At 62.8% G+C, this 21,233-nt stretch carries 12 protein-coding genes and 7 pseudogenes; 6 read left to right on the forward strand and 13 right to left on the reverse strand.

From position 1 onward, the window contains the following. Positions 1 to 184 precede the first annotated feature (184 nt). Both IPK66_19085 and IPK66_19090 read right to left on the reverse strand, forming a co-directional pair. The gene (locus IPK66_19085; GenBank protein MBK8177278.1) at positions 185 to 613 is read right to left on the reverse strand and encodes a RidA family protein; all 429 of its coding nucleotides are present in this window, start codon (positions 611 to 613) and stop codon (positions 185 to 187) included. 320 nt (positions 614 to 933) lie between these two features. After that, positions 934 to 1,170, reverse strand: a complete 237-nt coding sequence (locus IPK66_19090) for a hypothetical protein (protein MBK8177279.1) — start codon at positions 1,168 to 1,170, stop codon at positions 934 to 936. A gap of 671 nt (positions 1,171 to 1,841) precedes the next feature. On the opposite strand from IPK66_19090, the gene IPK66_19095 reads away from it, so the two are divergent. The 4 genes and pseudogenes from IPK66_19095 to IPK66_19110 all read left to right on the forward strand — a co-directional run bounded on the left by IPK66_19095 (position 1,842) and on the right by IPK66_19110 (position 5,213). Further along, positions 1,842 to 2,393 carry a zinc-binding dehydrogenase gene (locus IPK66_19095; GenBank protein ID MBK8177280.1) on the forward strand — a complete coding sequence of 184 codons (552 nt, stop codon included), beginning with the start codon at positions 1,842 to 1,844 and terminating at the stop codon, positions 2,391 to 2,393. A gap of 257 nt (positions 2,394 to 2,650) precedes the next feature. Further along, positions 2,651 to 3,591 (forward strand): annotated as a pseudogene (locus tag IPK66_19100) (putative zinc-binding metallopeptidase). 98 nt (positions 3,592 to 3,689) lie between these two features. Next, positions 3,690 to 4,112, forward strand: a complete 423-nt coding sequence (locus IPK66_19105) for an organic hydroperoxide resistance protein (GenBank protein ID MBK8177281.1) — start codon at positions 3,690 to 3,692, stop codon at positions 4,110 to 4,112. A gap of 17 nt (positions 4,113 to 4,129) precedes the next feature. Further along, positions 4,130 to 5,213, forward strand: a pseudogene (locus IPK66_19110) (magnesium and cobalt transport protein CorA). A 59-nt stretch (positions 5,214 to 5,272) separates the two neighbouring features. Here IPK66_19110 and IPK66_19115 read toward each other — a convergent pair. The 6 genes and pseudogenes from IPK66_19115 to IPK66_19140 form a co-directional block, all read right to left on the reverse strand. Continuing rightward, positions 5,273 to 5,614: an META domain-containing protein gene (locus IPK66_19115; protein ID MBK8177282.1), complete on the reverse strand. Its 342-nt coding sequence runs from the start codon at positions 5,612 to 5,614 to the stop codon at positions 5,273 to 5,275. Positions 5,615 to 6,437: 823 nt separating this feature from the next. Then, positions 6,438 to 6,711, reverse strand: a pseudogene (locus tag IPK66_19120) (FRG domain-containing protein). Continuing rightward, positions 6,701 to 6,958, reverse strand: a pseudogene (locus IPK66_19125) (FRG domain-containing protein). The pseudogenes IPK66_19120 and IPK66_19125 overlap by 11 nt, the downstream one beginning before the upstream one ends. A 624-nt stretch (positions 6,959 to 7,582) precedes the next feature. Further along, the gene (locus IPK66_19130; GenBank protein MBK8177283.1) at positions 7,583 to 7,720 is read right to left on the reverse strand and encodes a hypothetical protein; all 138 of its coding nucleotides are present in this window, start codon (positions 7,718 to 7,720) and stop codon (positions 7,583 to 7,585) included. A gap of 618 nt (positions 7,721 to 8,338) precedes the next feature. Further along, positions 8,339 to 8,659: a helix-turn-helix transcriptional regulator gene (locus IPK66_19135; GenBank protein MBK8177284.1), complete on the reverse strand. Its 321-nt coding sequence runs from the start codon at positions 8,657 to 8,659 to the stop codon at positions 8,339 to 8,341. Continuing rightward, on the reverse strand, positions 8,659 to 9,426 hold the full coding sequence (locus tag IPK66_19140; protein ID MBK8177285.1) for a hypothetical protein: 768 nt from the start codon (positions 9,424 to 9,426) through the stop codon (positions 8,659 to 8,661). Before IPK66_19140 ends, IPK66_19135 begins: the two co-directional genes overlap by 1 nt. A gap of 348 nt (positions 9,427 to 9,774) precedes the next feature. Here IPK66_19140 and IPK66_19145 point away from each other — a divergent pair, with 348 nt between their 5' ends. Together IPK66_19145 and IPK66_19150 are read left to right on the forward strand one after the other, a co-directional pair. Next, positions 9,775 to 10,113, forward strand: a complete 339-nt coding sequence (locus IPK66_19145; GenBank protein MBK8177286.1) for a hypothetical protein — start codon at positions 9,775 to 9,777, stop codon at positions 10,111 to 10,113. Between the two features lie 248 nt (positions 10,114 to 10,361). Beyond that, entirely contained in the window at positions 10,362 to 10,517 is a 156-nt protein-coding gene (locus IPK66_19150) for a hypothetical protein (protein MBK8177287.1), read from the forward strand. A 370-nt stretch (positions 10,518 to 10,887) separates the two neighbouring features. On the opposite strand, the pseudogene IPK66_19155 reads toward IPK66_19150, so the two are convergent. The 5 genes and pseudogenes from IPK66_19155 to IPK66_19175 all read right to left on the reverse strand — a co-directional run bounded on the left by IPK66_19155 (position 10,888) and on the right by IPK66_19175 (position 20,186). Next, a pseudogene (locus tag IPK66_19155) lies at positions 10,888 to 11,930 on the reverse strand (exo-alpha-sialidase). A 17-nt stretch (positions 11,931 to 11,947) separates the two neighbouring features. Continuing rightward, on the reverse strand, positions 11,948 to 14,179 hold the full coding sequence (gene rnr / locus IPK66_19160; protein ID MBK8177288.1) for a ribonuclease R: 2,232 nt from the start codon (positions 14,177 to 14,179) through the stop codon (positions 11,948 to 11,950). Between the two features lie 46 nt (positions 14,180 to 14,225). Beyond that, positions 14,226 to 17,008 (reverse strand): annotated as a pseudogene (gene topA, locus IPK66_19165) (type I DNA topoisomerase). Positions 17,009 to 17,025: 17 nt separating this feature from the next. Beyond that, positions 17,026 to 18,213 (reverse strand): DNA-protecting protein DprA, encoded by a 1,188-nt coding sequence (gene dprA / locus IPK66_19170; protein ID MBK8177289.1) that lies wholly within the window; start codon positions 18,211 to 18,213, stop codon positions 17,026 to 17,028. Positions 18,214 to 18,445: 232 nt separating this feature from the next. Beyond that, a pseudogene (locus IPK66_19175) lies at positions 18,446 to 20,186 on the reverse strand (ATP-binding protein). Positions 20,187 to 21,233: the final 1,047 nt, after the last annotated feature.

Here is a 21,233-nt window from a genome sequence, read left to right on the forward strand (position 1 = left end):
AGGAACCGCGCCGCCAGGCAATCGCGGCGATGGCGATGGCGATGGCGACGCCCAGCGCCCGCCGCTCAGGTCAGCCGGTGCCGACATCGGCCAAATTAGCCAGGTTTGCCGGTGTGAGGTTTGCCGGTAACGTTTTTTTATCGTCAGGCGACCTCGAACATCGCTTCGATTTCGACGGCGACGTTCATTGGCGAGGATGATGCGCCGACGGCGAAACGCGCGTATGGCGCCCCGCCGGGCGCCGAAGACGCTCGACCATGAGTTCGGAGGCGCCGTTGATCACCTTGGGGTGATCGCTAAAGCCAGGGCCGGCCTGCACGAAACCGCCGAGGCGGATGACCCGCCGCACCCGGTCGAGATCGCCGTCACCAGGCTGCCCGGGCCTGAACCAGCAGATTGAGACCGCACAGGCGCGCGGCCGCCGACCCCGCCTCGACGCTGACCTCCGTGCCGATGCGCCCGCAACGGGCGCTGCCGTCTTCGATCGGCAATTGACCGAGACGATCAACTGACTGCCGACAAATACAGACAGGAGGTACGATCCCGCCAGTAACGCAGCCGTTGGTAGAACGATGCCCAATTGCGCCAGTCGTTCATCGATTTTCGCGCGCATTCTTGCCCCATCCTTATCCGATCTCGTCGTGCGGTTAAATCACCTCGTTTCATGGAATTCTCTGCCATCGCCGTGCAAAGGGCCCGTTCCAGAATTGCGAGATCGGGCGTCCTGCCGGTGTGGAGCTCAAGCTGGCACGCCGCCTGGTGAAGCTGCATGCAGGTCCGGGATCGTCCTGCATCCGGCCGCTTCGGCGTCGCAAGAAACTTCGTGCGGATCGGCATCAGTACCGCATCGAACACGATCGTCTGCGGGCGCAGCGCCGTCGACAGGATCAGCGATGAGGTAGGATCATGAAAGCCGACGGGCGTCGTGGGCGATCAGATCGAACGGCTCCGTCGTTTCCGGCATCGTCGCCAGGGCCGCTGGCGCGCCGGCCGAATTCGCCGCCCATCTGCCAGGGGCGAGGCGCGGCCGGCGGCCTCGTTGCGATTGAAGACGCTCACCGTGCGGCCGGCGTGCTTCAGTCCCCAGGCGATGGCGCGCGCACCGCCACCGGCACCGACGACGGCGGCGTTGCGTCCGGCGGGCTCGAAGACCTCGCGAAACGCGCGCAAGGCGCCGATCAGTCAACGTTGGCCGGTCAGCCGCCCGTCGTCGTTGACCACCACGGTGGCGGCGCCGATTGCCCGCGACTCGTCGGTGAGTGCGTCGAAACGCAGCGATGCGCAGCTTGTGCGGCATGGTCACGCCAAGACCGCGTATTCAGAGCGCGCGCATCACCACCATCGCGCCGGCCGGTGTCCTCGGTGCCGAAGGCGACGAGAAGCGTAATCGGGCCGAGCGCCCGGTAGGCGGCGGTGTGCGTGGCGACGCCAGAAACGGCCCGGACGACCAGCGATCAGGCCGCAGACAACAGGCCGACAGCTTGGCCCGGTACGATATACTCCCCAGCTGCGAGAACTACGATCGCACGTCGCCGTTCCGGCAAGTCGGGCACACCGTCGCGCGATACCGAGGCTGAGATTGGGACCGAAATTAAGGAGAAATCGTCCATGTTCGTTTGGGAGATGCGTCAGGCTTTTGGGCTTGAACAACAATGAAAGTCCGAGCGTACCGACCCGTGAACGGCCCGGACCAATCGCTGCTGACGATGCGCGGCGTCGCCAGACTATCGCGACACCCTCGTCGTGCGCGGTGGCTGGCCCGCGGTACGCCCTACCGCTGATCCGGTGTCGACGGCGTCGGTGAGTGACGGCGGTGGGCAAGTCCAGCCGGCTCAAGCTTGGTGATCGCTCTGTCCGATTTTTCTTTCCGAGCTGGATCGGCGGCCCGGCGACGCCGGAGAAACTCGCCCTCAGACTCGGCGGCGATATCGACGGCATGCTGGCGCAGAAGGTCTACCTTCCAGCTGCGGTCGTCTGCCGCGGTACGCTCATCTGAGCGAGAGACGATCAACTACCGGACCGATCCCGACTGGGATCGCCGGGTGAAGGCCCTGACCGGCGGCGACGGGTGCGATCACATCGTCGAGCTTGCCGGCACGCTGGAGCGCTCAATCCGCGCCGCCCGCATCGGCGCCACGCTCAGCCTCATCGGCGTGCTCGCCGGCGCGCGAAGCGAAGTGACGCTGCCGCTGGTCGTCATGCGCAACCTGCGCCTGCAGGGTGTTACTGTCGGATCGCGCGACGACTTCGAAGACATGGCGCGGGCAATCGAGCGGCACCATATCCAACCGGTGATCGATCACACCTTTGGCTTCGATGCGGTGCAGGACGCTTTCGCCCACTTCGAGGCCCAGCGTCACTTCAACAAAGTCTGCATCCGCATCAGCGAGTGATCTTCCCAGGCTTCTGCGCAGCGCCCGGAACTATCCATCGGCGGTTTCGTTTTGAACGCTGCTGGCGTCGGGTGGGGCACGCCGCTCGCCCGGTCATCAGCTCCTTCCGCTTAATCCGGCGATTATCAGGTCTATATCCATGAAATTGTTTGCGTGCCACAATGTGGTCAACTCGTTTACTCGCAGAACGCGCTGCGAGCATTGCCAGGCGCCGCTCGGCTTTCTGCCCGAGATCATGGCGCTGACCGCCCTGAGCCGTGCGCCTGGCAGAGCCTGAGCACCTTGGCCACGCCGCCGCAGGCGGTCCGCTAATAGAGAACGCCGTCCACAATGTCTGCAACTGGCTGCTGCCGGTAAACGCGGAACAGACGCTGCGCCGCGCCTGCGCCTTGAACCGGACCATTCCCGATCACCAATGCCGATCACGTCGATGCCTGGCGGCTGCTGGGTGCCAAGCACCGCCTCGTCTATGCCATCTTGCGGCTGCGCTTGCCGCTGATCGTCAAATCCGCTGACGTCACCCGCGGCCTTGCTTACGATTTCCTCGCCGATCCGGACCCGACATTCCGCGAGCGCCAAGGTTATAACCGGGCATGACGACGGACTGATCACCATTAACATCGCCGAGGCCGACGATGCCGAGCGCGAGAAGCACCGCCAGAACATGGCCGAGCCCTATCGCACCCTCCTTGGTCACTTCCGCCACGAGGTCGGGCATTACTACTGGGACCGGCTGATTCTCGACGGCGGGCGGGTCGATTCCTTCCGTCAGATGTTCGGTGACGAGCAGCAGGACTACACGGAAGCGCTGGAGGTCCACTACCGCGACGGGCCACCCGCCAACTGGCGCGAGCGGTTCGTCAGCGCCTACGCCAGCACTCATGCCTGGGAGGACTGGGCGGAAACGTGGGCCCACTACATGCATATCGTCGATACCCTGGAGACGGCGCACGCCTTCGGCATCCGCGTCAAGCCGCGCGCCGTCGGCGATCCGTCGCTTGACGCGGTGGTCGACTTCGATCCCTACGGCGCGGCCGAATTCGACGATCTGATCGACGTTTGGCTGCCGCTGACCTACGCGGTCAATAGCTTGAACCGCAGCATGGGCCAGCCCGACCTTTATCCGTTCGTACTCGCGCCCGCGGTGATCGATAAACTTCGCTTCATTCACGGCGTCATCGACGAAGTGCGGACATAGCTGTCGCGCTTGGCGTTACCATCTGTTTGAGGCGGGCCCGGGCGTGCGTCCTGCCGGCCGTGGCGAGCCGCTGAACCAACCGGGATTGAGATCAAGGGATGAAGATCGCATATACGACCAAGGCAAGCGCCACCGGCGGTCGCGATGGCCGCGCGAAGACCGCCGACGGCACGCTCGACGTCAAGTTGACGACGCCAAAGGAACTTGGCGGCGGCGGCGGCGACGGCACCAATCCTGAGCAGTTGTTCGCCTGTGGCTATTCCGCCTGCTTTCTCGGCGCGCTGAAGTTCGTCGATGGCAAGCACAAGATCCGCATTCCTGAAGACGCCTCGGTTACCGCCACCGTCGGCATCGGTCCGCGCGACGACGGCGAGGGTTTCGGTATCGACGTCGGCCTTGCCATCGCCCTGCCGGGGATCGACAAGGCGCAGGCTGAGGATCTCGTCGCCAAGGCCCACATCGTCTGCCCGTATTCGCATGCGACCCGCGGCAACATCGATGTCCGCCTCACCGTCGTCTGACGGCGGTTCACGCTGAAATGAGCGCAGGCGACGACGGCCCCCACGATAGCTTTCGGGATATCCCCCGGGAGAGCCCCCGGGAGAGCCCCTGGAACGATGGCGGCAATGACGGCGGCAACGATGGCCAGCCGGTCCCGGGGGCGGTCGTCGCCTGTTGCGGTTACGAGAGCGGCCGGCGCGTCGCCGATCTCGGATCTCCCGCTGCGGTGAGTTCTGCGATCGCGACGGGCGCTTCGTCTGGGTCAGGCTGCGCGAGCCACCGCAAGACCTGCTGCGCGGCCTGCAGCGGCAGTTCCAGTTGCACGACCTTGCGATCGAGGACGCCTCGTGCCCACCAGCGCCCGAAGGTCGAGGTTTGCGGCGATTCGGTGTTCATCGTCCTGCGCACCGCGCGCCTGATCGGCGAGGCGGTCGATTTCGGCGAGACCCACGTCTTCGCCGGCAAGGGCTACGTCATCTCCGTGCGCCACGGCGATACCTCGTCCTACGGCGAGGTGCGCCCGCGCCGAGGCGATACAAGCTCTTGCGCCACGGCGAGGACTTCGTCGTCTATGCGATCATGGATTTCGTCGTCGACAACTATACGCCGATCGTCGATTCGATCGAACGGCAGGCGGATGACATCGAGGACGCGGTGCAGAAAAGCTGTGCTGGCGCCGATACCGTCTGGCGCATCGCCGCCCTGCGCCGCGACCTTCTGCACCTGCGGCGGGTGACCGCGCCGCTAATGGACGTATGCACGCGCCTGCGGCGGTGGATGGAGGTGCCGTTCATCGACGCCGAGATGCGCCCTTACTTCCAGGACGTGCACGACCATGTCATCCGGGTGAACGAGAGCATCGATATCCTGCGCGACATGCTCGATCAGACCTTCGATACCCACCTGCTGCTCGCCGCCAACCGCCAGGGTGACGTCATGCGCCAGCTCGCCGGCTGGGCCGCATTCTCGCCGTGCCGACGGCGATCGCCGGCATCTACGGGATGAACTTCGACGTCATGCCCGAGCTGCACGTAGAGTGGGGCTATCCGGTGGTGCTGGCGTTCATCGCCGTGAGCTGCGTTGTCCTTTACCTGTGGTTCAGGCGCATCGGCTGGCTGTGATCACCGGCGGTCGTGGCCGGCCGCCGCCCGGAGCGAAATCGAGAGTGGCGCCGCCAAGCCTAGCCCTGGGCCCGGCCCCGGGCCCAGAGCAGCGCCGGCGTGCGCGACAGCGCCACCGTCTGCGTCCCCGCCGGGCCAAACAGCAGCAGCACCTGCTCGTTGGCCTGGAAGCTCCGTACGCTTTCGAGCGCGCTCAAGAGCGCCGCCTCCTGAGCCATGATCGCGTCGTCGCACGCCCGGCGTGTCGATGCCAACGGGCCGATGAGCATGCGCCCGCCCTCGATGCCGATGGCGCCGGAGAAGGTATTGCAGCCGCCGTCGCCGACGAGAAGGGTGGTGCTCTGGAAGATCAGCATCGATTGCGGGCTGTCGATCGCCGGCCTCCCGCCGATGCTTTGCACCGTCCAGCTCGTCGACGAGATCGCCGCAAATCCGCCGCCGCGTTCCTGCCGCTATCGCCGTCCGTGGCCGGCGGGGAACAGCCGGCGAGCACCCGCCAGCACCGCGGCCGCAACGAACGCCCGTCTACGCCCGCCGCGCGCTGCCAATCCGCACCCTCGCATCGATCCTCCCGCACCCGCACCCAACGATGCTGCCCCCACCGCCACGACGTCGAGGCAAACTACCTATATGAGGAGAATGATGATGTCGCGGGCGTGGGAGGGCGATGGTCGAAATTAGGAGAGGTGACGGATGGAAATCGCCAGCTGCGGACGTTGGTGGCGGCATGGGGCAGACGCTCTTGGCGTCAGCTATCGGGGACAAGCGGAACCGGGCGACACACGCTATTGTGGTGCAATCCGAACTGCTTGCTAACGCACGCCATAGCCGGCGGCAAAATGCGGGGCGACAAAGGCACACCGCGTTTTGTTGTCCGCGTTCTTGGCCTTATCGCGGGGCATTCAGTCAACCGCACGGGCTCGCTCAATCGCTATCAGTTGTTCCAGGTGCTTGACGAAGCCGTCCAGTCCTGGGAATAGGCTCGCCCGATTCACGTTCATTCTATGAAGGTTCTCCGTCGCCTCTTGCAGTAGCTTGCAACTGCACTTGATCTCTATCTTTATCAGATGATCAGGTTCTGAGGAGACCGCGATTTCACCAAGGTTACCCATGAATGGCACCGTAATGTCGCCGGGGACTAGAAAGGCTCCCTGTTGGTATACATGTCGCTCGCTCAGGCGGAGCGGATTAAGCGGATGAATGGTTTTCAGAGGAGGGGAATGATCAAGAATAGCGAGTACCGTTTCTTCGTTCTTCGCGTTCTTGTCTCTCTCTATGACCTTTTTTGACTTCGTCTGGAAGCAAATGACGAGCTCGCACGCCACCAATCTCGGTCCAGGCCCAAACAGCGCAACTAGCACCTGGTGCAGCGGCTTCCAAGGCGAAGTAGACGCCAACGAAAAGGGTACGACCAGTCCAACAGACGTGTTGGGCCACCGTGGTGTTGGATGAGAGCGAGCGTCTCCAATGAAGTTTGGGCAACTAATCGGCATCTCATTTGGATAATGATGTATTTGTCGTCTAAACCTTCGAACAAGGCCTTTTTCAATTTTCGGGGCCTCTGAAAGCGAAACTTGGCGCCGGGCGATCGCTCTTTCTAAGGTCGTTTCCAGTGGCCAACCTGCATTCTGTTGGCCCCGGTAGATCCAGCCGTCTTGTTCCACGCGCCTCTCGGAAAAGAAGTTTTCCACCGAGTCCCAGGAGTCTAGGAATTCGGCTTTGTATGGCGGGTCGTAAACGGGCATATTATTCGAACCTGCTGCTCAAGAACTAAGCTCAGGAGCCCCTTGGAGACGCGAAGCAGCGGCAGCAACTTCGGCTAGCGCTCTTTGTTGGGTACCACATCTCAACTAGGCGTAACCATAGGCCCGAATGTCGTATCGTCGAGTGATCTTGTCGAAGGGAACAACCTCTGCTTTGTCGCTCGGCGTAAGAAAGGCCCCCTTAACGTCTATAGCAGAAACCCGCGGTGCGCGCAGGCCCCATATCGCTTTTTCCTTCTTCTCTGGCTCGGGCCTTATGCCGGCCGAACGCCTCAAGTGCGCTGAGCGTTCCGACGCCAAAGAGGAACTGGAATATCTTCGATCAAGTCATGGTTGAAGCAAAAGGAAGCCTCAGGCAGCCACGCCTTCGCTGAGCATGCTAGAAGAGAAAACTCAATATCCTTTGCGTTCATCGGGTGTTTCGGCTGCACCGTTGAGGCGAAAGCAAGAGTTTGTCGCGAAGCGCGCGGAGAAGGCGGCCGTTGTATCTTTGACCCTCATCGGCGTCCATGAGATATTGCGCGCGGTATCCAACTGGGCTGTTGAAGAACAAATCTGCCGTGTCTGCTGAGACTGCCAGCTCAAACTGCGGACGCAAGCAGCTTTTCAAACTCCTTCCTTGCCGCGACAGACCTCGAACTTCGACAGTCTGGCTTCGGAAACGATGCGGTCAATAATCACGTTGAAGTCAGAAACCGCTTCCAGTTTGGCTTTGCGCTGCGCATCAAAGTGTGACGAGAACATCACGTGAAATCGGGAGTGTGCATATTCAGACCATGCGCAACACTGATTAGAGGAATCCGCATAAGATGCGGAAAACGAGGTTCTGGCGTCGCAACCGCACGGCGACCGAGTAGTTACCCCATCTACGGCGTTTCGATCTCTTCCACACAATAGCGGACGCAAGGACGCGTCCGGCTGAAAAAGTCGCTTCTGGGATATCGTGCATGATGGCCCCCCTTGAAGACGCCGTGACGTCGGGTGGCACGAGGACTCCCGAACAATCGCCGGCGTAATCGACCCGAAGGGGGAGGGTAAGGCCGGCGAGGGTGGGCGTCGAGTGATGCGGGTCATAGATGGGGCGCCGAGGGATCGCGGGTGATGCCTTGTGGCCGCGGGTCCGGCCGAGGGGGCGGGTTCTTTCCGGCGGGATGGAGGCCGTCGGGGGATTGCGCACGACGCGGCGTGAGCGACGTGGAGTCGGTTGGTCGACGATGGGGTGTTTTCGGTTCCATTGGCTTGGCAAGTATCGCTTCGCTCGACCCGCCCTACGCTCGCGGTCTGCCGAAATGGCGGCCAAGACGCCGTTGCAAGCGCGTCGGCGAGGGCGTCCGGGCGAGGTGTCCGAACGGGGGCGATGGATCAGATCGCCAGGCCCGCGGGTCCGGTCACCAGCATGCGCACCAGTTCCGCTTGGCGGTAGGTGCCGGTCTTGCTGAATATCTGCTTTAGGTGCTTGCGCACCGTCTCGTAGGCGATGCCGAGCGATTCAGCCACCTGCTCCAGCCGGTAGCCGCTGGCGAGCAACGCCGCCACCCGTGATTCGGCACGGCTCAGCCCGTACAGCCGCGCGATGCGCGTCTGGTCGAACGTCGCCGGCCGCTCCGGATCGCCGATGAACAGCAGGGCAGCCGGTCCGTCCGGAGCGCGCCCGTCGAGCGCATCGTCGAGCGGCACGATCATCAGATTGAGCGGCCGTTTTCCGAGGCTCGCGGTACCGAGAGCATCGACAGATGGTCGGCGACCGCCTTGCTGGTCGTTTCAGGCCGCTGGGCAGCATGTCCCTGAGCTTCATCCGCCGGCCGGCGACGTCGGTGGCGAGACCGCCATTGATGATGACGACGCCTTCGTGCGCGTCGATCACCGCCTTGGCGAACGGGTTGGCCTCGATCAGGGCACCGTTGCGATCGAGGATAGCCACGCCGCACGGCATCAGATCGATCGCCCGCATCGCCGACCGCTCGAGCGCCCGGTGCGCCCGCAGCGACGCATCGACGCGGACCGCGCGACTGAGCGCCGGCAGCAGCGCGCCGAGGTCCTCGACGATCTCGTCGTTGAAATCGGCTTTCTGCTCGCGTCGCGCCAGCACCAGCAAAGGTACCACGGCCGTTCTGCCGCTCGAGCACGGCGAACAGGTGGGGCAGGATGCCGATGGGCTTCAACCAGCTGCGATAGAACGGCGTCGACTTGATCGCGTGTGCGTCGAGGATATCGCTGCCGCGAACGACGGCGTTTGCACCGCGAAAGAAGTGCTCTGCCTGCAGCCACGCATTCGCCTTGCCGTGGTGGTGGCGATAGCTCGCCTGCGCGTCGGCACCGATGCCGATCGCCCGCTCGATCGCGCCCGTTCCCGTGCCGAAGTCGTGGTTCAGCAGGAACGCCGCGTCGGCCTTGCACCATCCCGCTATGGCGAACAGCGCCTCCGTGGCCGGCCGCATCAAGGCTCGCATCGTAGAAATCCGCAACAATCTGTGGTGGAATCGCGCCCATTTTCCTTGCGACATCCTGGTAATTTCCCGCTAAAGATATTGATTCGCGGCGCGAAAACTGTGACGCTTATCACAACTCGTGCGTGTAACCTGTTTCATGGGACCCTGGTCCACTGGAGCGAAAGAGCGGAAGCGGTTGTAACCTTAACCGCTAAACTATGTAGAAATCGTTGTCATAATGCCACTTTCGAGGGGCATCACGGGAAATAAATACCGTCAAGGCGGTATAATTGTGGCAAATCAGCGAACATCTGCGGACCACGCTAATGCGTCCAGGCCGAGGCGCCAGGGATGAGGGATGACCGCGAAATGAGTTATGCAATTATTAGATGTATTTCGCGCGTTGCCCGTGGCGCCGTCGTCGCGCTGGCGGCGGTCTTGTCGTCGTGCAGCTACGCAGGCCATGACGACGCGCTGTCTCAGCGCTTCACCTGGTTCAGCTACATTAACGGCGATGATATCCGCGCGCTGCGCAAGGGCTCAACCGATCTCTATCGCTTTGTTTACAATGGAATCTATATCAAGCAGGCGCGAACCTACGACATCGCACCGGCAGCGGCAGGGCGGCGGTTTCGTCCTGCGCGCGCGGGTGCTGGGGCCGTCGGATCTCAGCGACGTGACCTTGGATCCGGGCGCGATCATCGGTGATCCGCTCGATATTCTCGCGCCGTTCGCTGGACGAAAGGCGCGCGGCACGCTGTCGGCGCGCGACATCGACGCGCTCGACGAAAGACTGGTGACCAGCGGCTTTTTCCAGCCGGCGCCGAAGGGGCCTTTTTACCTGCCGCTCCGAGGATTTCTTCTGGACCGCGGTCGCTTGCGTCAACGGCCGTGTAACGTTCAACGCCTGGAAATATCCCTCGGACGGCTTCAACGCGCTGACGTTTCCGGCGCTCTTGTTTTCGTGGGACGAAACCGGCGTTGCGATCAATCCGCCGCGCGCCGTATCGGAATTCGAGATCTACGGCGGGCCCGACTCCAAGGATCACGCGCCGCAATTCACCTTGACCGTCGGCGAAAACGGGCTCGCGGGAATCGGTACGCTGTTCTGAGCCGGCGGACTTGAACCGCCTTAAGGATCATCGCGCGGGAACATCTCTCATCGCCCCTGACGCGCGCGCGAAAAAGGGGGGCGGCCGGAGATCGACCGCCCCGGAGATCAGGTGCTGAAGGGGAAGAGCAAAGGGGATCAAAGCACCCGCGAGATCAACGCTGCGGGCGGAGGCCGGTTCCGGGCGGACGAGTGGAAAAGGTGTCGCGATTGCCTCGGACTACCCGGATGTTGTTGTTCCCGTCGTTTGCGGGATTCTGCTGATTTCCAGCATCGCCGCCATGGTCGCGCTAGGCGGCGCGCTGATCTATTTTATCGCATCTCGGGGTGGCTTGACGGCTGCTCGCCACCGCCGGCGAAGACGGCTCAGCTTAGAGTGGCGACGGGGAGCCCAGTTTTGGCGCACCCAGTTTCGGCGCACCGGCGGGCCACATTCCATGCTCCATCGGCAGCGGGCGGATGTCCTCGGCGAGAAACGCGACATGGCGGATACGCCGCCGGTTCCAGGTGTAGGTGACGTGCACCCGTCCGGCGGTGTCCATGATGATCGCCGGATACGAAAATTCGCCGGGTTCGTCTTCGAGGACGCCCACCGCCGACCAGTGTTTGCCGTCGCTGCTGATGGCAAGGTTGAGGGGCGAGCGTCCTGTCTGACTGTGGTTGTAGACGAGCAGCACGTGGCCTGACGCCAAGTTCACCGCGTCGATTCGCTGTCGGGATTGGGTAGTTCGCTTGCTTCCAGGGGCGACCACGTTTTTCCGCCGTCCTGCGATCGGCATGAGCCAATCGTCGCCTGCCGGGTCCGGCACAGCATCTGCGTCTCGCCGCCGGGGTGGGTGAGCAGGCACGGCTGGATCGCGGCGAAGGTCCGTCCGTCGTTCAACGATGGACCTCGGTGCCAGCCATCGCTCGCGGGATCGTAGAATTCGACGTGCACGCGCCAGCGTCCCTGCTCATCGGAGGACGGGCAGAGCAAGCGTCCGTCGGCGCACTCGATCGGCTTGTTCTTGATCGGTCCGAGGATGCCCCGGGGAAGTGGGCGCGAATCGCTCCAGGTGCGGCCGCCGTCGGTGGAAGTCGCCATCATGCCCCACCAGCGGCTGGGACTCGGCCCAAGCTTGTAGAAAAGCAAGAGCGGTCCCAGGCGTGGCTGAAACAGCACCGGATTCCAGCACGGGACGCGGCGGCGGAAGGCGATGCGGCCGTCGGCGACCTCGATCGGGTGCACCCAGTGAGCGCCCTCCTTACGGGCGACCCAGATACCGACATCGCGGTGTCCCTCGCGCGTGCCGCCGAACCAGGCCGCGACGAGGCTATCCGTCGTGCTGGCGATCGTCGACGCATGGGCGGCGGGGAAACTTGCCTGTTCGAAGATAAATTCGGCGATCGCGGGTAGCGGGACGAAGTCAGACATGCAGCGAATCTCCGCCCTTAGCGGCGCCGACGCACCGGGCGTGACGTCTTCGGGGAGCGTGACACCTTGGGGGGGCGCCCCCCGCGCCGGTTCGGTTCGCGGATTCCACCCATAAGTTCGAGCAGGATACCGCCGGTGAGCGGATTGGCCTCGATCAATCGCGTCTCGACGCGATCGCCAAGACGAAAGGCGAGCCCATGCGCCCGACCAATCAAACGGTGCGACGCCTCATCGTGGACGTAGTAATCGTCGGGCAGGGTGCTGATCGGAACGAGGCCGTCGGCGCCGGACTCATCAAGGGTTATGAACAACCCGAAGCGGGTTACGCCGCTGATCCGCCCCGGCATCGACGCGCCGACGCGCTCGGCGAGAAACGCCGCCGTGAACCGGTCGACGGCATCGCGCTCGGCCGCTGCCGCTCGCCGTTCGGTGCCTGAAATGTGTTCGGCGATGCGGGGAAAATCCGCGCCATCGCCCCTGAGCCCGTCGTCGCCGGCATGCAGCAGCGCGATCAGGGCCCGGTGGACGAGCAGGTCGGCATAACGGCGGATCGGCGAGGTGAAGTGACAGTAGCGGCGAAGCGCGAGACCGAAATGGCCGATGTTCGTTGGATCGTAGGCCGCCTGCGCCTGACTGCGCAGAACGACGTCGTTGACGAGACGTGCTTCCGGCCGGCCGACGACTTGCTCGAGGATGCGATTGAAGTCGCGCGAGCGAACGACCTGGCCACGGGCGAACGCGAGGTTGAGGGTCTTGAGAAAATCGCGAAGGCTCTCGAGCTTCTCCCGTGACGGTTGGTCATGCACCCGGTATATCACCGGCAGCTTGCGTTCTTCCAGCGCCTCCGCGGCGGCGACGTTGGCGGCGATCATGAACTCTTCGATCAGCTTGTGGCTGTCGAGGCGGGCGCGAAGGCGGATGCCGGCGACGTCGCCGTCGGCTCCGATCAGGACCTGGCGCTCCTGAACGTCGAGTTCGAGCACGCCGCGGGCGCGCCGGGCGTGCTCCAGGGCGCTGAAGGCACCGTAGAGCGGCTCCAGGACCGGCCCGGCGAGCGGCCCGGTCACGTCGTCCGGTTGGCCGTCGCGTGCCGCCTGCACTTGCTCGTAGGTCAGGCGCGCGGCCGAGCGCATCATCGCCCGTTCGAAGCGGTGGCGCAGGAGGGAGCCTTGTGCGTCGATCCAAAGATGGGCGGCGAGACATGGCCGATCCTCGCGCGGAACCAGCGAGCACCAGCCGTTCGACAGCTCGTGCGGCAGCATCGGGACGACCCGGTCGGGAAAGTAGACGGAGTTGCCACGTTCGAGCGCGGCCCGGTCGAGTGGGCTGCCGGGCCGCACGTAGTGGGCGACGTCGGCGATGGCGACGAGCAGGTGCCAGCCGCCGTCGTTGGTCGGTTCAGGGTCGGGCTCGGCCCAGACGGCGTCGTCGAAGTCGCGCGCATCGGCGCCGTCGATCGTTATCAGTGGAACGCGCCGCAGATCGGTGCGCCCCGACATCGATGCCGGACCGGCGGACGTTGCCTCGTCCAGCGCGTCCGGCGCGAAGCGGTGCGGGATATCGTGATCGTGGATGGTGATCAGTGAGATCGTCTTCGGCCCCATCGTTGGACCGAGGCGCTCGACGACGCGCGCCTGCTTGAGGCCCAGCGGCCGGCCAGGCTGCACTTCGGCCCAGACGAGTTCGCCCGGCTGCGCGCCCGCCGTGGCATCCGCCGCCAGCAGGAACTCACCGTGGGCACGCTTGTCGACCGGCACGATGCGTAGGCTCTCGCCGACGACCGTGACCACGCCCAAGGTCCGATCGGCAGCCGCGGTGAGCCTGCGCATCGGCCGCGCTTCATAGCTGCCGGGGGAGGTTTCGCGCATGCGCGCGAGCACGCGATCGCCGGGCGCCAGGGCTGAGCGGCTGCGCCGGTCAGGGGAGACGCGGATCAAGGGTGGCGCGCCCTCGGTCCAGTTGAACGGCCGCGCCGTCATCTCGCCGTCGACGTCGATGTCGGCGATCTCGATGACGCACACGCTCGGCAACACCCCGGGGTCCTGATATCGCCGCCCGGTCGCGCGGCCGATCGCGCCGTCTTTCTCCAGGTCCTTGAGCACTTTTTTGAGCTGCAGCTTCTGATCGGCATCCAGGCGGAAGGCGCGGGCGATCTCGCGCTTTCCCACGCGGCTCTCGGCGCTGCGGACGAAGTCGATGAGCTGTTCGCGGGTTGGAAACGGCGCGGGCCTGGCGGAGCCGGGGCTCAGCCGTCGCACGGCGCGCCTGCGATTTGCACCGGTGCAAACGGTCCAGTCATTCCGGACTCGCCGAGGGCTTGCGTTGGGGACGCGTCGCGGCGGATGCCTTTCTCGTGCGGCCCGGGTTTGGCGCGCGTTTCGTCGCGGCGGACGCGCGTGTCGCGGGCTTCACCGTGCTCGCCTTGCTCTTCGCCGGCTTCTTCGCCTTGCCCGCCGGGGCGCGATCCGCCTTGTCCGCCAGCAGCGCGAGAGCGGTATCAAGCCCGAGCGTTTCCGCATTCGTGCCCTCGGGCAGGGTTGCCCGCAGCTTGCCGTGCTCGACGTAGGCACCGTAGCGGCCATCCTTGAGCGTGACCGGTTTGCCGTCGTCCGGATGGGCGCCGAGGTCCTTGCCCCTGGCCTTGGGCGTCTTGGCGTTGGCGAGCAGGTCGACGGCGCGGTTGAGGCCGATCGAGAGCACGTCGTCGTCGCCTTTCAGCGAGACATAGGTATCGCCCGCGCGCAAATAAGGGCCGAAGCGACCGAGCCCAGCACTGATCTCCTGCCCGGTTTCCGGATGCGGGCCGAGGCTGCGCGGCAGGGAGAGCAGAGCTGTCGCCTGTTGAAGATCGATCACCTCGGGGTCGACGCCGCGCGGCAGCGACATGCGTTTCGGTTTGATCACCGCCGGCTCGCTCGCCTTCTTGCGGCTCTTGGTCTTCTTCTCCGGCTTCTTTTCCGTCATGCCGCTGTCGTCGGCCGCCGGGGGCGCCACCGCGGTCGCTTCGCCAAGCTGGACGTAATAGCCGTACGGCCCCTTGCGCAGGCTGACCGGCAGCCCGGTCGCCGGATCGTCGCCGAGCACACGCACGCCGTTGCTGCCGACGGCCGACGGTTGCGCGTCATCGCCGCTCACGGGCACCAGCGGTCGCGTGTAGCGGCAGTCGGGATAGTTCGAGCAGCCGATGAAGGCGCCAAACTTGCCGAGCTTCAACCCCAACCGGCCATCGGCACAATTCGGGCAGCGGCGCGGATCGGCGCCGGTCTCGCCTTCGCGGAAGAAGTGCGGGCCAAGCAGCCGGTCGAGGGCGTCGAGAACCTCCTTCACCCGCAGTTCCCGGGTGCCGTCGACCGCAGCGGAAAAGTCCCGCCAGAAGTCGCGCAATACCGACTTCCAGTCGAGCCGGCCGCCCGAGACGTCGTCGAGCTTCTCCTCCATATCGGCAGTAAAGCCGTAGGCGACGTAACGCTCGAAAAAGCTTTCGAGAAATGCCGTCACCAGTCGCCCTCGATCTTCGGGAATGAAACGCCGCTGCTCAAGCCGGACGTATTTGCGGTCCTGGAGAACCGAAAGGATGCTGGCGTAGGTCGACGGCCGGCCGATACCGAGTTCCTCGAGCCGCTTGACCAAGCTCGCCTCGGTAAAGCGCGGCGGTGGCTGGGTAAAGTGCTGGTTTGGCGTCACGCTGACGCGATCGAGGGCCTCGCCGCGCGCGACGTCCGGAAGCATCCGCTCGGTATCGTCGTCGGCGGGCGCCGGCGTGCCGGCGCGCTCGGTCTCGGGATCGTCGCGGCCCTCGCGATAGGCGCGCAGAAAGCCGTCGAAGGCGATGACGGAGCCGGTGGCGCGAAACACGACCTGCCCGTCCGGCGAAGCGATGTCGACCGCCACCTGATCGAGAATGGCCGACTCCATCTGGCTCGCCAGGGTCCGCTGCCAGATGAGCTGATAGAGGCGGCGCTGATCGTTATCGAGGAAACGGGCGACGTCGGCCGGCTTGCGGCCGAGGTCCGTCGGCCGAATCGCCTCGTGCGCCTCCTGCGCGTTCTTTGCCTTGGTTTTATAAAGGCGCGGCTTTTCCGGGACGTACCGGGCGCCGTATTCGCGCTCGATCACCCGACGGGCGGCGGCGATCGCCTCTCCCGACATCTGCACGCCGTCGGTCCGCATATAAGTGATCAGACCGACCGTCTCACCATCGATGCTCACCCCTTCGTAGAGGCGCTGAGCGACGCGCATGGTGTGGCTGGCGCCGAAGCCAAGCTTGCGCGAGGCCTCTTGTTGCAAGGTCGAGGTGACGAACGGTGGCGCCGGATTGCGCCGGGTCTGCTTGCGTTCGACCAGATCGACCGCGTAGGTGCGGGCTTCGGCGGCGCGCACCGCCGCTAAGGCCGACGCCTCGTCGGCGAGGTCGAACTTTTCGAGCTTGCGGCCATCGAGGCGGGTGAGGGCGGCGGTTAGCGTCTCGCCACCCGCCTTGCGAAAGGTGCCCTCGACCGTCCAGTATTCCCGCGAGCGAAAATTATCAATCTCCGGATTCGCGCTCGCAGATCAGCCGCAGCGCCACCGACTGGACGCGCCCGGCCGACCGGCTGCCAGGCAGCTTGCGCCAGAGAACCGGCGAGCGTGAAGCCGACGAGGTAGTCGAGTGCCCGCCGCGCGAGATAGGCTTCGACGAGTTCGCGATCAAGTTCGCGCGGGCGGGCGAAGGCGTCGACGATGGCGTTCTTGGTGATCTCGTTGAACACCACCCGCTTGATATCAATGCCGTCGAGCAGCTTCTTTTCTTCCAGCACCTTGCACACGTGCCAGGAAATCGCCTCGCCTTCCCGGTCCGGGTCGGTGGCGAGGTAGAGGTGTTGCGCGCCATCCAGTGCTTCGGCAATCGCCTTGAGGTGCTTGCCGGCCTTGGCGTCGACTTCCCAGTCCATGTCGAAGTCGGCGTCCGGGCGCACGGAACCATCCTTCGCCGGCAGATCGCGGACGTGTCCGTAGGAGGCGAGAACGGTATAACCGCCGCCGAGATACTTATTGATCGTCTTCGCCTTGGCCGGCGATTCGACGATCACCACGTCCATTCGCAAGCCTCCGCGAGTTACGTGATCAGCGAAACGCGATTGCCCGGATGCCGCTCAAGGCGGCCCGCCAATTCCCACTCCAACAGAATTGTCGAGATCAGGCCCGGCGACAATTGGCAGGTGCGGATGATTTCGTCAACCGCAACCGGCGTCGGCGAGAGCGTTTCGGCAACCGCCCGACGCGCCGCGTCGGGCGGATCCGCATCGATGCCCGTTCGCAACGGGCTCTTGGCATGGGCGGGCGGAGGCGTCGAAGCGGGGGCGACCGCGATCGGCGGGCGACTCGCATCGCTCGCCATCGCCGCAGGTCGCGGTATGCGAGGCGCCGCCGGCGCCGGGAGAACCGCCAGAATATCGGCGATGGATTCGGTCAAGGTGGCGCCGTGGCGGATCAACTCGTTGCAACCGCGCGCGCGCGGATCGCGCGGCGAGCCGGGGACGGCGAAGACCTCGCGCCCCTGCTCGCCGGCCATGCGCGCGGTGATCAGCGAGCCGGACCGCAGGTTGGCCTCGACGACGACGACGCCGCGCGCGAGGCCGGAGATCAGCCGGTTGCGGCGGGGGAAATGGCGCGCCTGGGGCGCCATGCCGGGCGGTGCCTCGGCGATGATTGCCCCGCTCTCCTTGATGCGGGCGTAAAGATCCTGATGTTCCTGCGGATAGCAGACGTCGACGCCGCCCGCCAGAACCGCGATCGTGCCGTAGGGAAGCGCCGCGCGATGCGCTTCGCCGTCGATGCCACGGGCGAGGCCGGAAACGACGACGAAGCCGGCGGCGCCGAGATCGCGGGCGAGTTCCGCGGCTGTGTGCCTTCCGTTCAGCGAGGCGTTGCGGCTGCCGACGACGGCCATGGCGGCGGCGGTGAGCAGGCCGGCGTCGCCGATCAGCGCGACGCTCGCCGGGGCATCGTCGATCGCCGCCAGCAGGGGCGGGTAGTCGGCATCGCCGCAGATGATCAGCCGCGCACCGCAAGCGCGGAGCGACTCCATCTCCGCTTGTGCCCGGGCGGGCGGGCAGATCCGCACGGAGCCGCGCCGGCCGCCGCGCCGGGCGAGATCGGGCAGCGCGGCGAGGGCCTCGCCTGCCGAGCCATAGCGTTCGATCAATCGGCGGAAGGTGATCGGCCCGACGTTCTCGCTGCGGATCAGGCGCAGACGGTCGAGCCGTTCGGTTTCGCTGAGGCTGGGCATGGCGCGATCAGACATAACCCGAAAAGGGTAGTTTGAATGGGCCCGGGGATCAACGCCCGCGGCAACCGCCATCCGATCCGATCCGCGCCCACCGTCCCGCGCGCACTGGTGCTATCCTCGGGCGGTGTCGCGGTTTCAATTCCGCCCTTGATCGTTCCGTCGTAATCCAACGCTTTATCCCATGTGCGTTGGTTTCTTGCGGCCACAAACGAACGTCCAAGGTGACGCTTAAACCGCAAAGGAGCCGTCAGGAGCGCGATTGGCTTCGAAGGCGTTCGACGGCTAACCGTATTGCCTCATCTTCCGGCTTGCGCATACCCCATTCCCTCCAAAAGTCACGCGTCGCACTGTCTGGCGTAATTCTTGGAATGTCGAGCTTAATGCGAGTCGGTAACAGGACAGCATCGCCCAGGAGCAAAGCCTCTCCAGTGTCAAGTAGCGGCAACATGGTTGTCAACCCAACAAGTGAATCCGGCACCAGCCGCTTTATCACGCCTTGATCTGTTTCATTAGTCAGACGCAATGCCAAAAAATTGTTGCACTGGCTCAGGATCGTTCGGCTAACATCCGAAGGGCGCTGGCTGACGACGACAAGCGAAAATCCGTACTTACGGCCTTCCTTGGCAATTCTTTCGAACGAACCGAGAGCTTGGCGCTGAACGGCATCAGCATCATCCCTAACTGGCAGGTATAGGTGCGCTTCATCACACAGCAATGTAACGGGTGTACGCTTCTTTGCATCCATCCAAAATTGGACACTATAGAGAAGTCTGGCAAGCGTTCCTGTCACAACGGGTAGTACGTCTGCTGGTACTTCTGAAAAATCGATGATCTTAATGCCGGAATCGCGTTCCGACCCAAGCAGTCCACGTATTTGAGCAGACAACCACTCGTATTTCATCGCCGTATCTGGCGGAGAAAACATAAATCCGTATCTTCTATCCTCTATCTTTGATTCCAGACGAGACAATAAGCGCGTTAATTTATCCTCCCAGTCCCCTTTAATGGGGCCTGATCTTCCAATTCATTTCGTTGTATTGTCACAGTGAAGTAATCCAATAAGTTTTTGAATTGCGTACGGAATTGGAGAGTCAACGGTAAATGTCTTCTTGATTTCTTTCTTTTTCTCCGCATCGAGAGTGTCACCCTTTAGTGTCCGTACATGTGGTATAAATCGAGATGCCTGATTCGGTGCGTTTTGGTCATTTTCTATCTAATATCATGGACAACATCTCATCTCTATTAAGCAGCCAATAAGGCAGAAACAACACCTCATCGCCTGGTCTTTCGAGATCACCTGGGCCAGCAATGCGAAAGCGTCGCGCAGATCCGCCTGCGGTTCTATCAGCGAGGGTGCATACTCGCCGTGCATGTCAAAAACGATGATGTTTGGGAATTCTAGCTTCGCTGCCCGCTCCAAAACCAGCGCCACTAAGCCAGCTTTTCCGGAACCAGTGCTCCCGAGAATTGCAGCATGTCGTTGAGAAAGAATTTATCGCCGCTTGCAATCGCATCGGCGGACCGATCCGCAACAAATGTTCCGAGCTTTAATCGCTCATTTTACCAAAACCGGGCCGAGTATTCCCATAAACCGCTGAAGATTAGCGCCTTCAATGACATAACAATCTCGATCGATCTGTGGAAAGCTATCAGCACCACGTTTAAAGGTATTTACCAGTTCCTTCGACTGTACGAAATGTGCCAATCAACACGCTAACGATGAAATCGGTAGAATCGCCGCCAATAGCGCCTTGATCTCCTGCTTCTTCAAGATCCGGCAATTCTTCTCGCATAGAGCGGGTGACGCGTTCCACCAATGCAATAAGATATTCGCGTTCGGTTATTCCGCGAATGGCAATCAATTGCCCAATGCCGATCCGAGTTAGGAGGAGGAGTTGGTGACATCAATCGCAACGCGACTCGTGTCGACCGAAGCTTACTCTACCAATCCTGTCGATGTCGGCGAACTCAATCGCAGGTTGGGTCATGGTTCCAGTACCTCCGCGATAAAACAATCAAGGTCCCAAATGGCGAGGTCTGCGAGGAAAGATTCCTTCGTTCCCAAAAAAACTGACGATCCGGATCTACCTGCGGAGGACGCTTGCTGAACTGCTGTCACATTGGCGTACTGGCGAGCGAATTGCAGCGCCTTCTCTGAAAGGTTACGCGTCAGTATTAGAGTTGAGTGCCACTCATAATGCGATTCCTCAGGTATGTTTCCAGATGGTCATCATTAAATCCGTAACCTAATACGAGGATTTTGTCTTGCTTTATCAATCGCATCATTGGCGCGCTCGCGGTGACGATCAAATGGACTCTCGTATCCTCTACGGAGTTTATTTTATACCTGGCGTTATTATTAGGCGTGGTAACGCAAGATCCCCGGGATGACGGACGGGCTTTCCTTCGCGATAATACCAGTCAGACTACCGTGAGGTTTGAAGACATTCACGCGGTCACGGAAACGATACTGAACATTCCTACCGCCGAAGTGTAGCCTCCGAAAAAGCTAAGCCTGCTCTCTCTTTCTCGTTAAGCTCACCGGCGGGAACAACGAAGAGTGTGTCCCAACTAAAACCAACCTCTTAGACCCAGACTTCGATTAGGCGATCATAATTCGTCGCTGACAACAGGGAATACCCTGTTGCTTGAGGCTCCACATGTTTGAGCAATCTTGAAAAAGGAAGCACACGTTATTTGAAAATACGTTAGCCAATATATCTAGCTCTCTTTGAGCGATCAGTTCTCCGGTGCTCTCAACTATCTTTGCTTCCAATTTCGGTGTTGGTGGTTTCTCATGTAATTGCTGCCTCAAGTCCTTTCTTGAAAATAAGCAGCAACAGCAATTTCCGTCTTCCTCTACATCACCGGGGAGTTTGGCTCGAACGTGGCGTGGAGAAATGCGCCGCCAGATCCCCCATCCCCGGGATTCCTTCAGCGACACGAGAGCCCCGATCAACCACGGTGACCAGATCCATCCCACAGATGATGCTGGAACGACTTCAACTTTAGATCGTGGAGTTCCAAGCGCCGCC

The organism is Rhodospirillales bacterium, from assembly GCA_016712595.1.
Taxonomy (GTDB): Bacteria; Pseudomonadota; Alphaproteobacteria; order Rhodospirillales; family Defluviicoccaceae; genus Defluviicoccus.

Excerpts from the sequence above, each read along its gene's own strand:
- IPK66_19085 (MBK8177278.1), bottom strand. The coding sequence starts at position 613 with ATGCGCGCGAAAATCGATGAACGACTGGCGCAATTGGGCATCGTTCTA.
- IPK66_19105 (MBK8177281.1), top strand. The coding sequence starts at position 3,690 with ATGAAGATCGCATATACGACCAAGGCAAGCGCCACCGGCGGTCGCGAT.
- IPK66_19130 (MBK8177283.1), bottom strand. The coding sequence starts at position 7,720 with ATGTTCTCGTCACACTTTGATGCGCAGCGCAAAGCCAAACTGGAAGCG.
- IPK66_19135 (MBK8177284.1), bottom strand. The coding sequence starts at position 8,659 with ATGATCGTGCCGCTCGACGATGCGCTCGACGGGCGCGCTCCGGACGGA.
- IPK66_19140 (MBK8177285.1), bottom strand. The coding sequence starts at position 9,426 with ATGCGAGCCTTGATGCGGCCGGCCACGGAGGCGCTGTTCGCCATAGCG.
- IPK66_19145 (MBK8177286.1), top strand. The coding sequence starts at position 9,775 with ATGAGTTATGCAATTATTAGATGTATTTCGCGCGTTGCCCGTGGCGCC.
- dprA (MBK8177289.1), bottom strand. The coding sequence starts at position 18,213 with ATGTCTGATCGCGCCATGCCCAGCCTCAGCGAAACCGAACGGCTCGAC.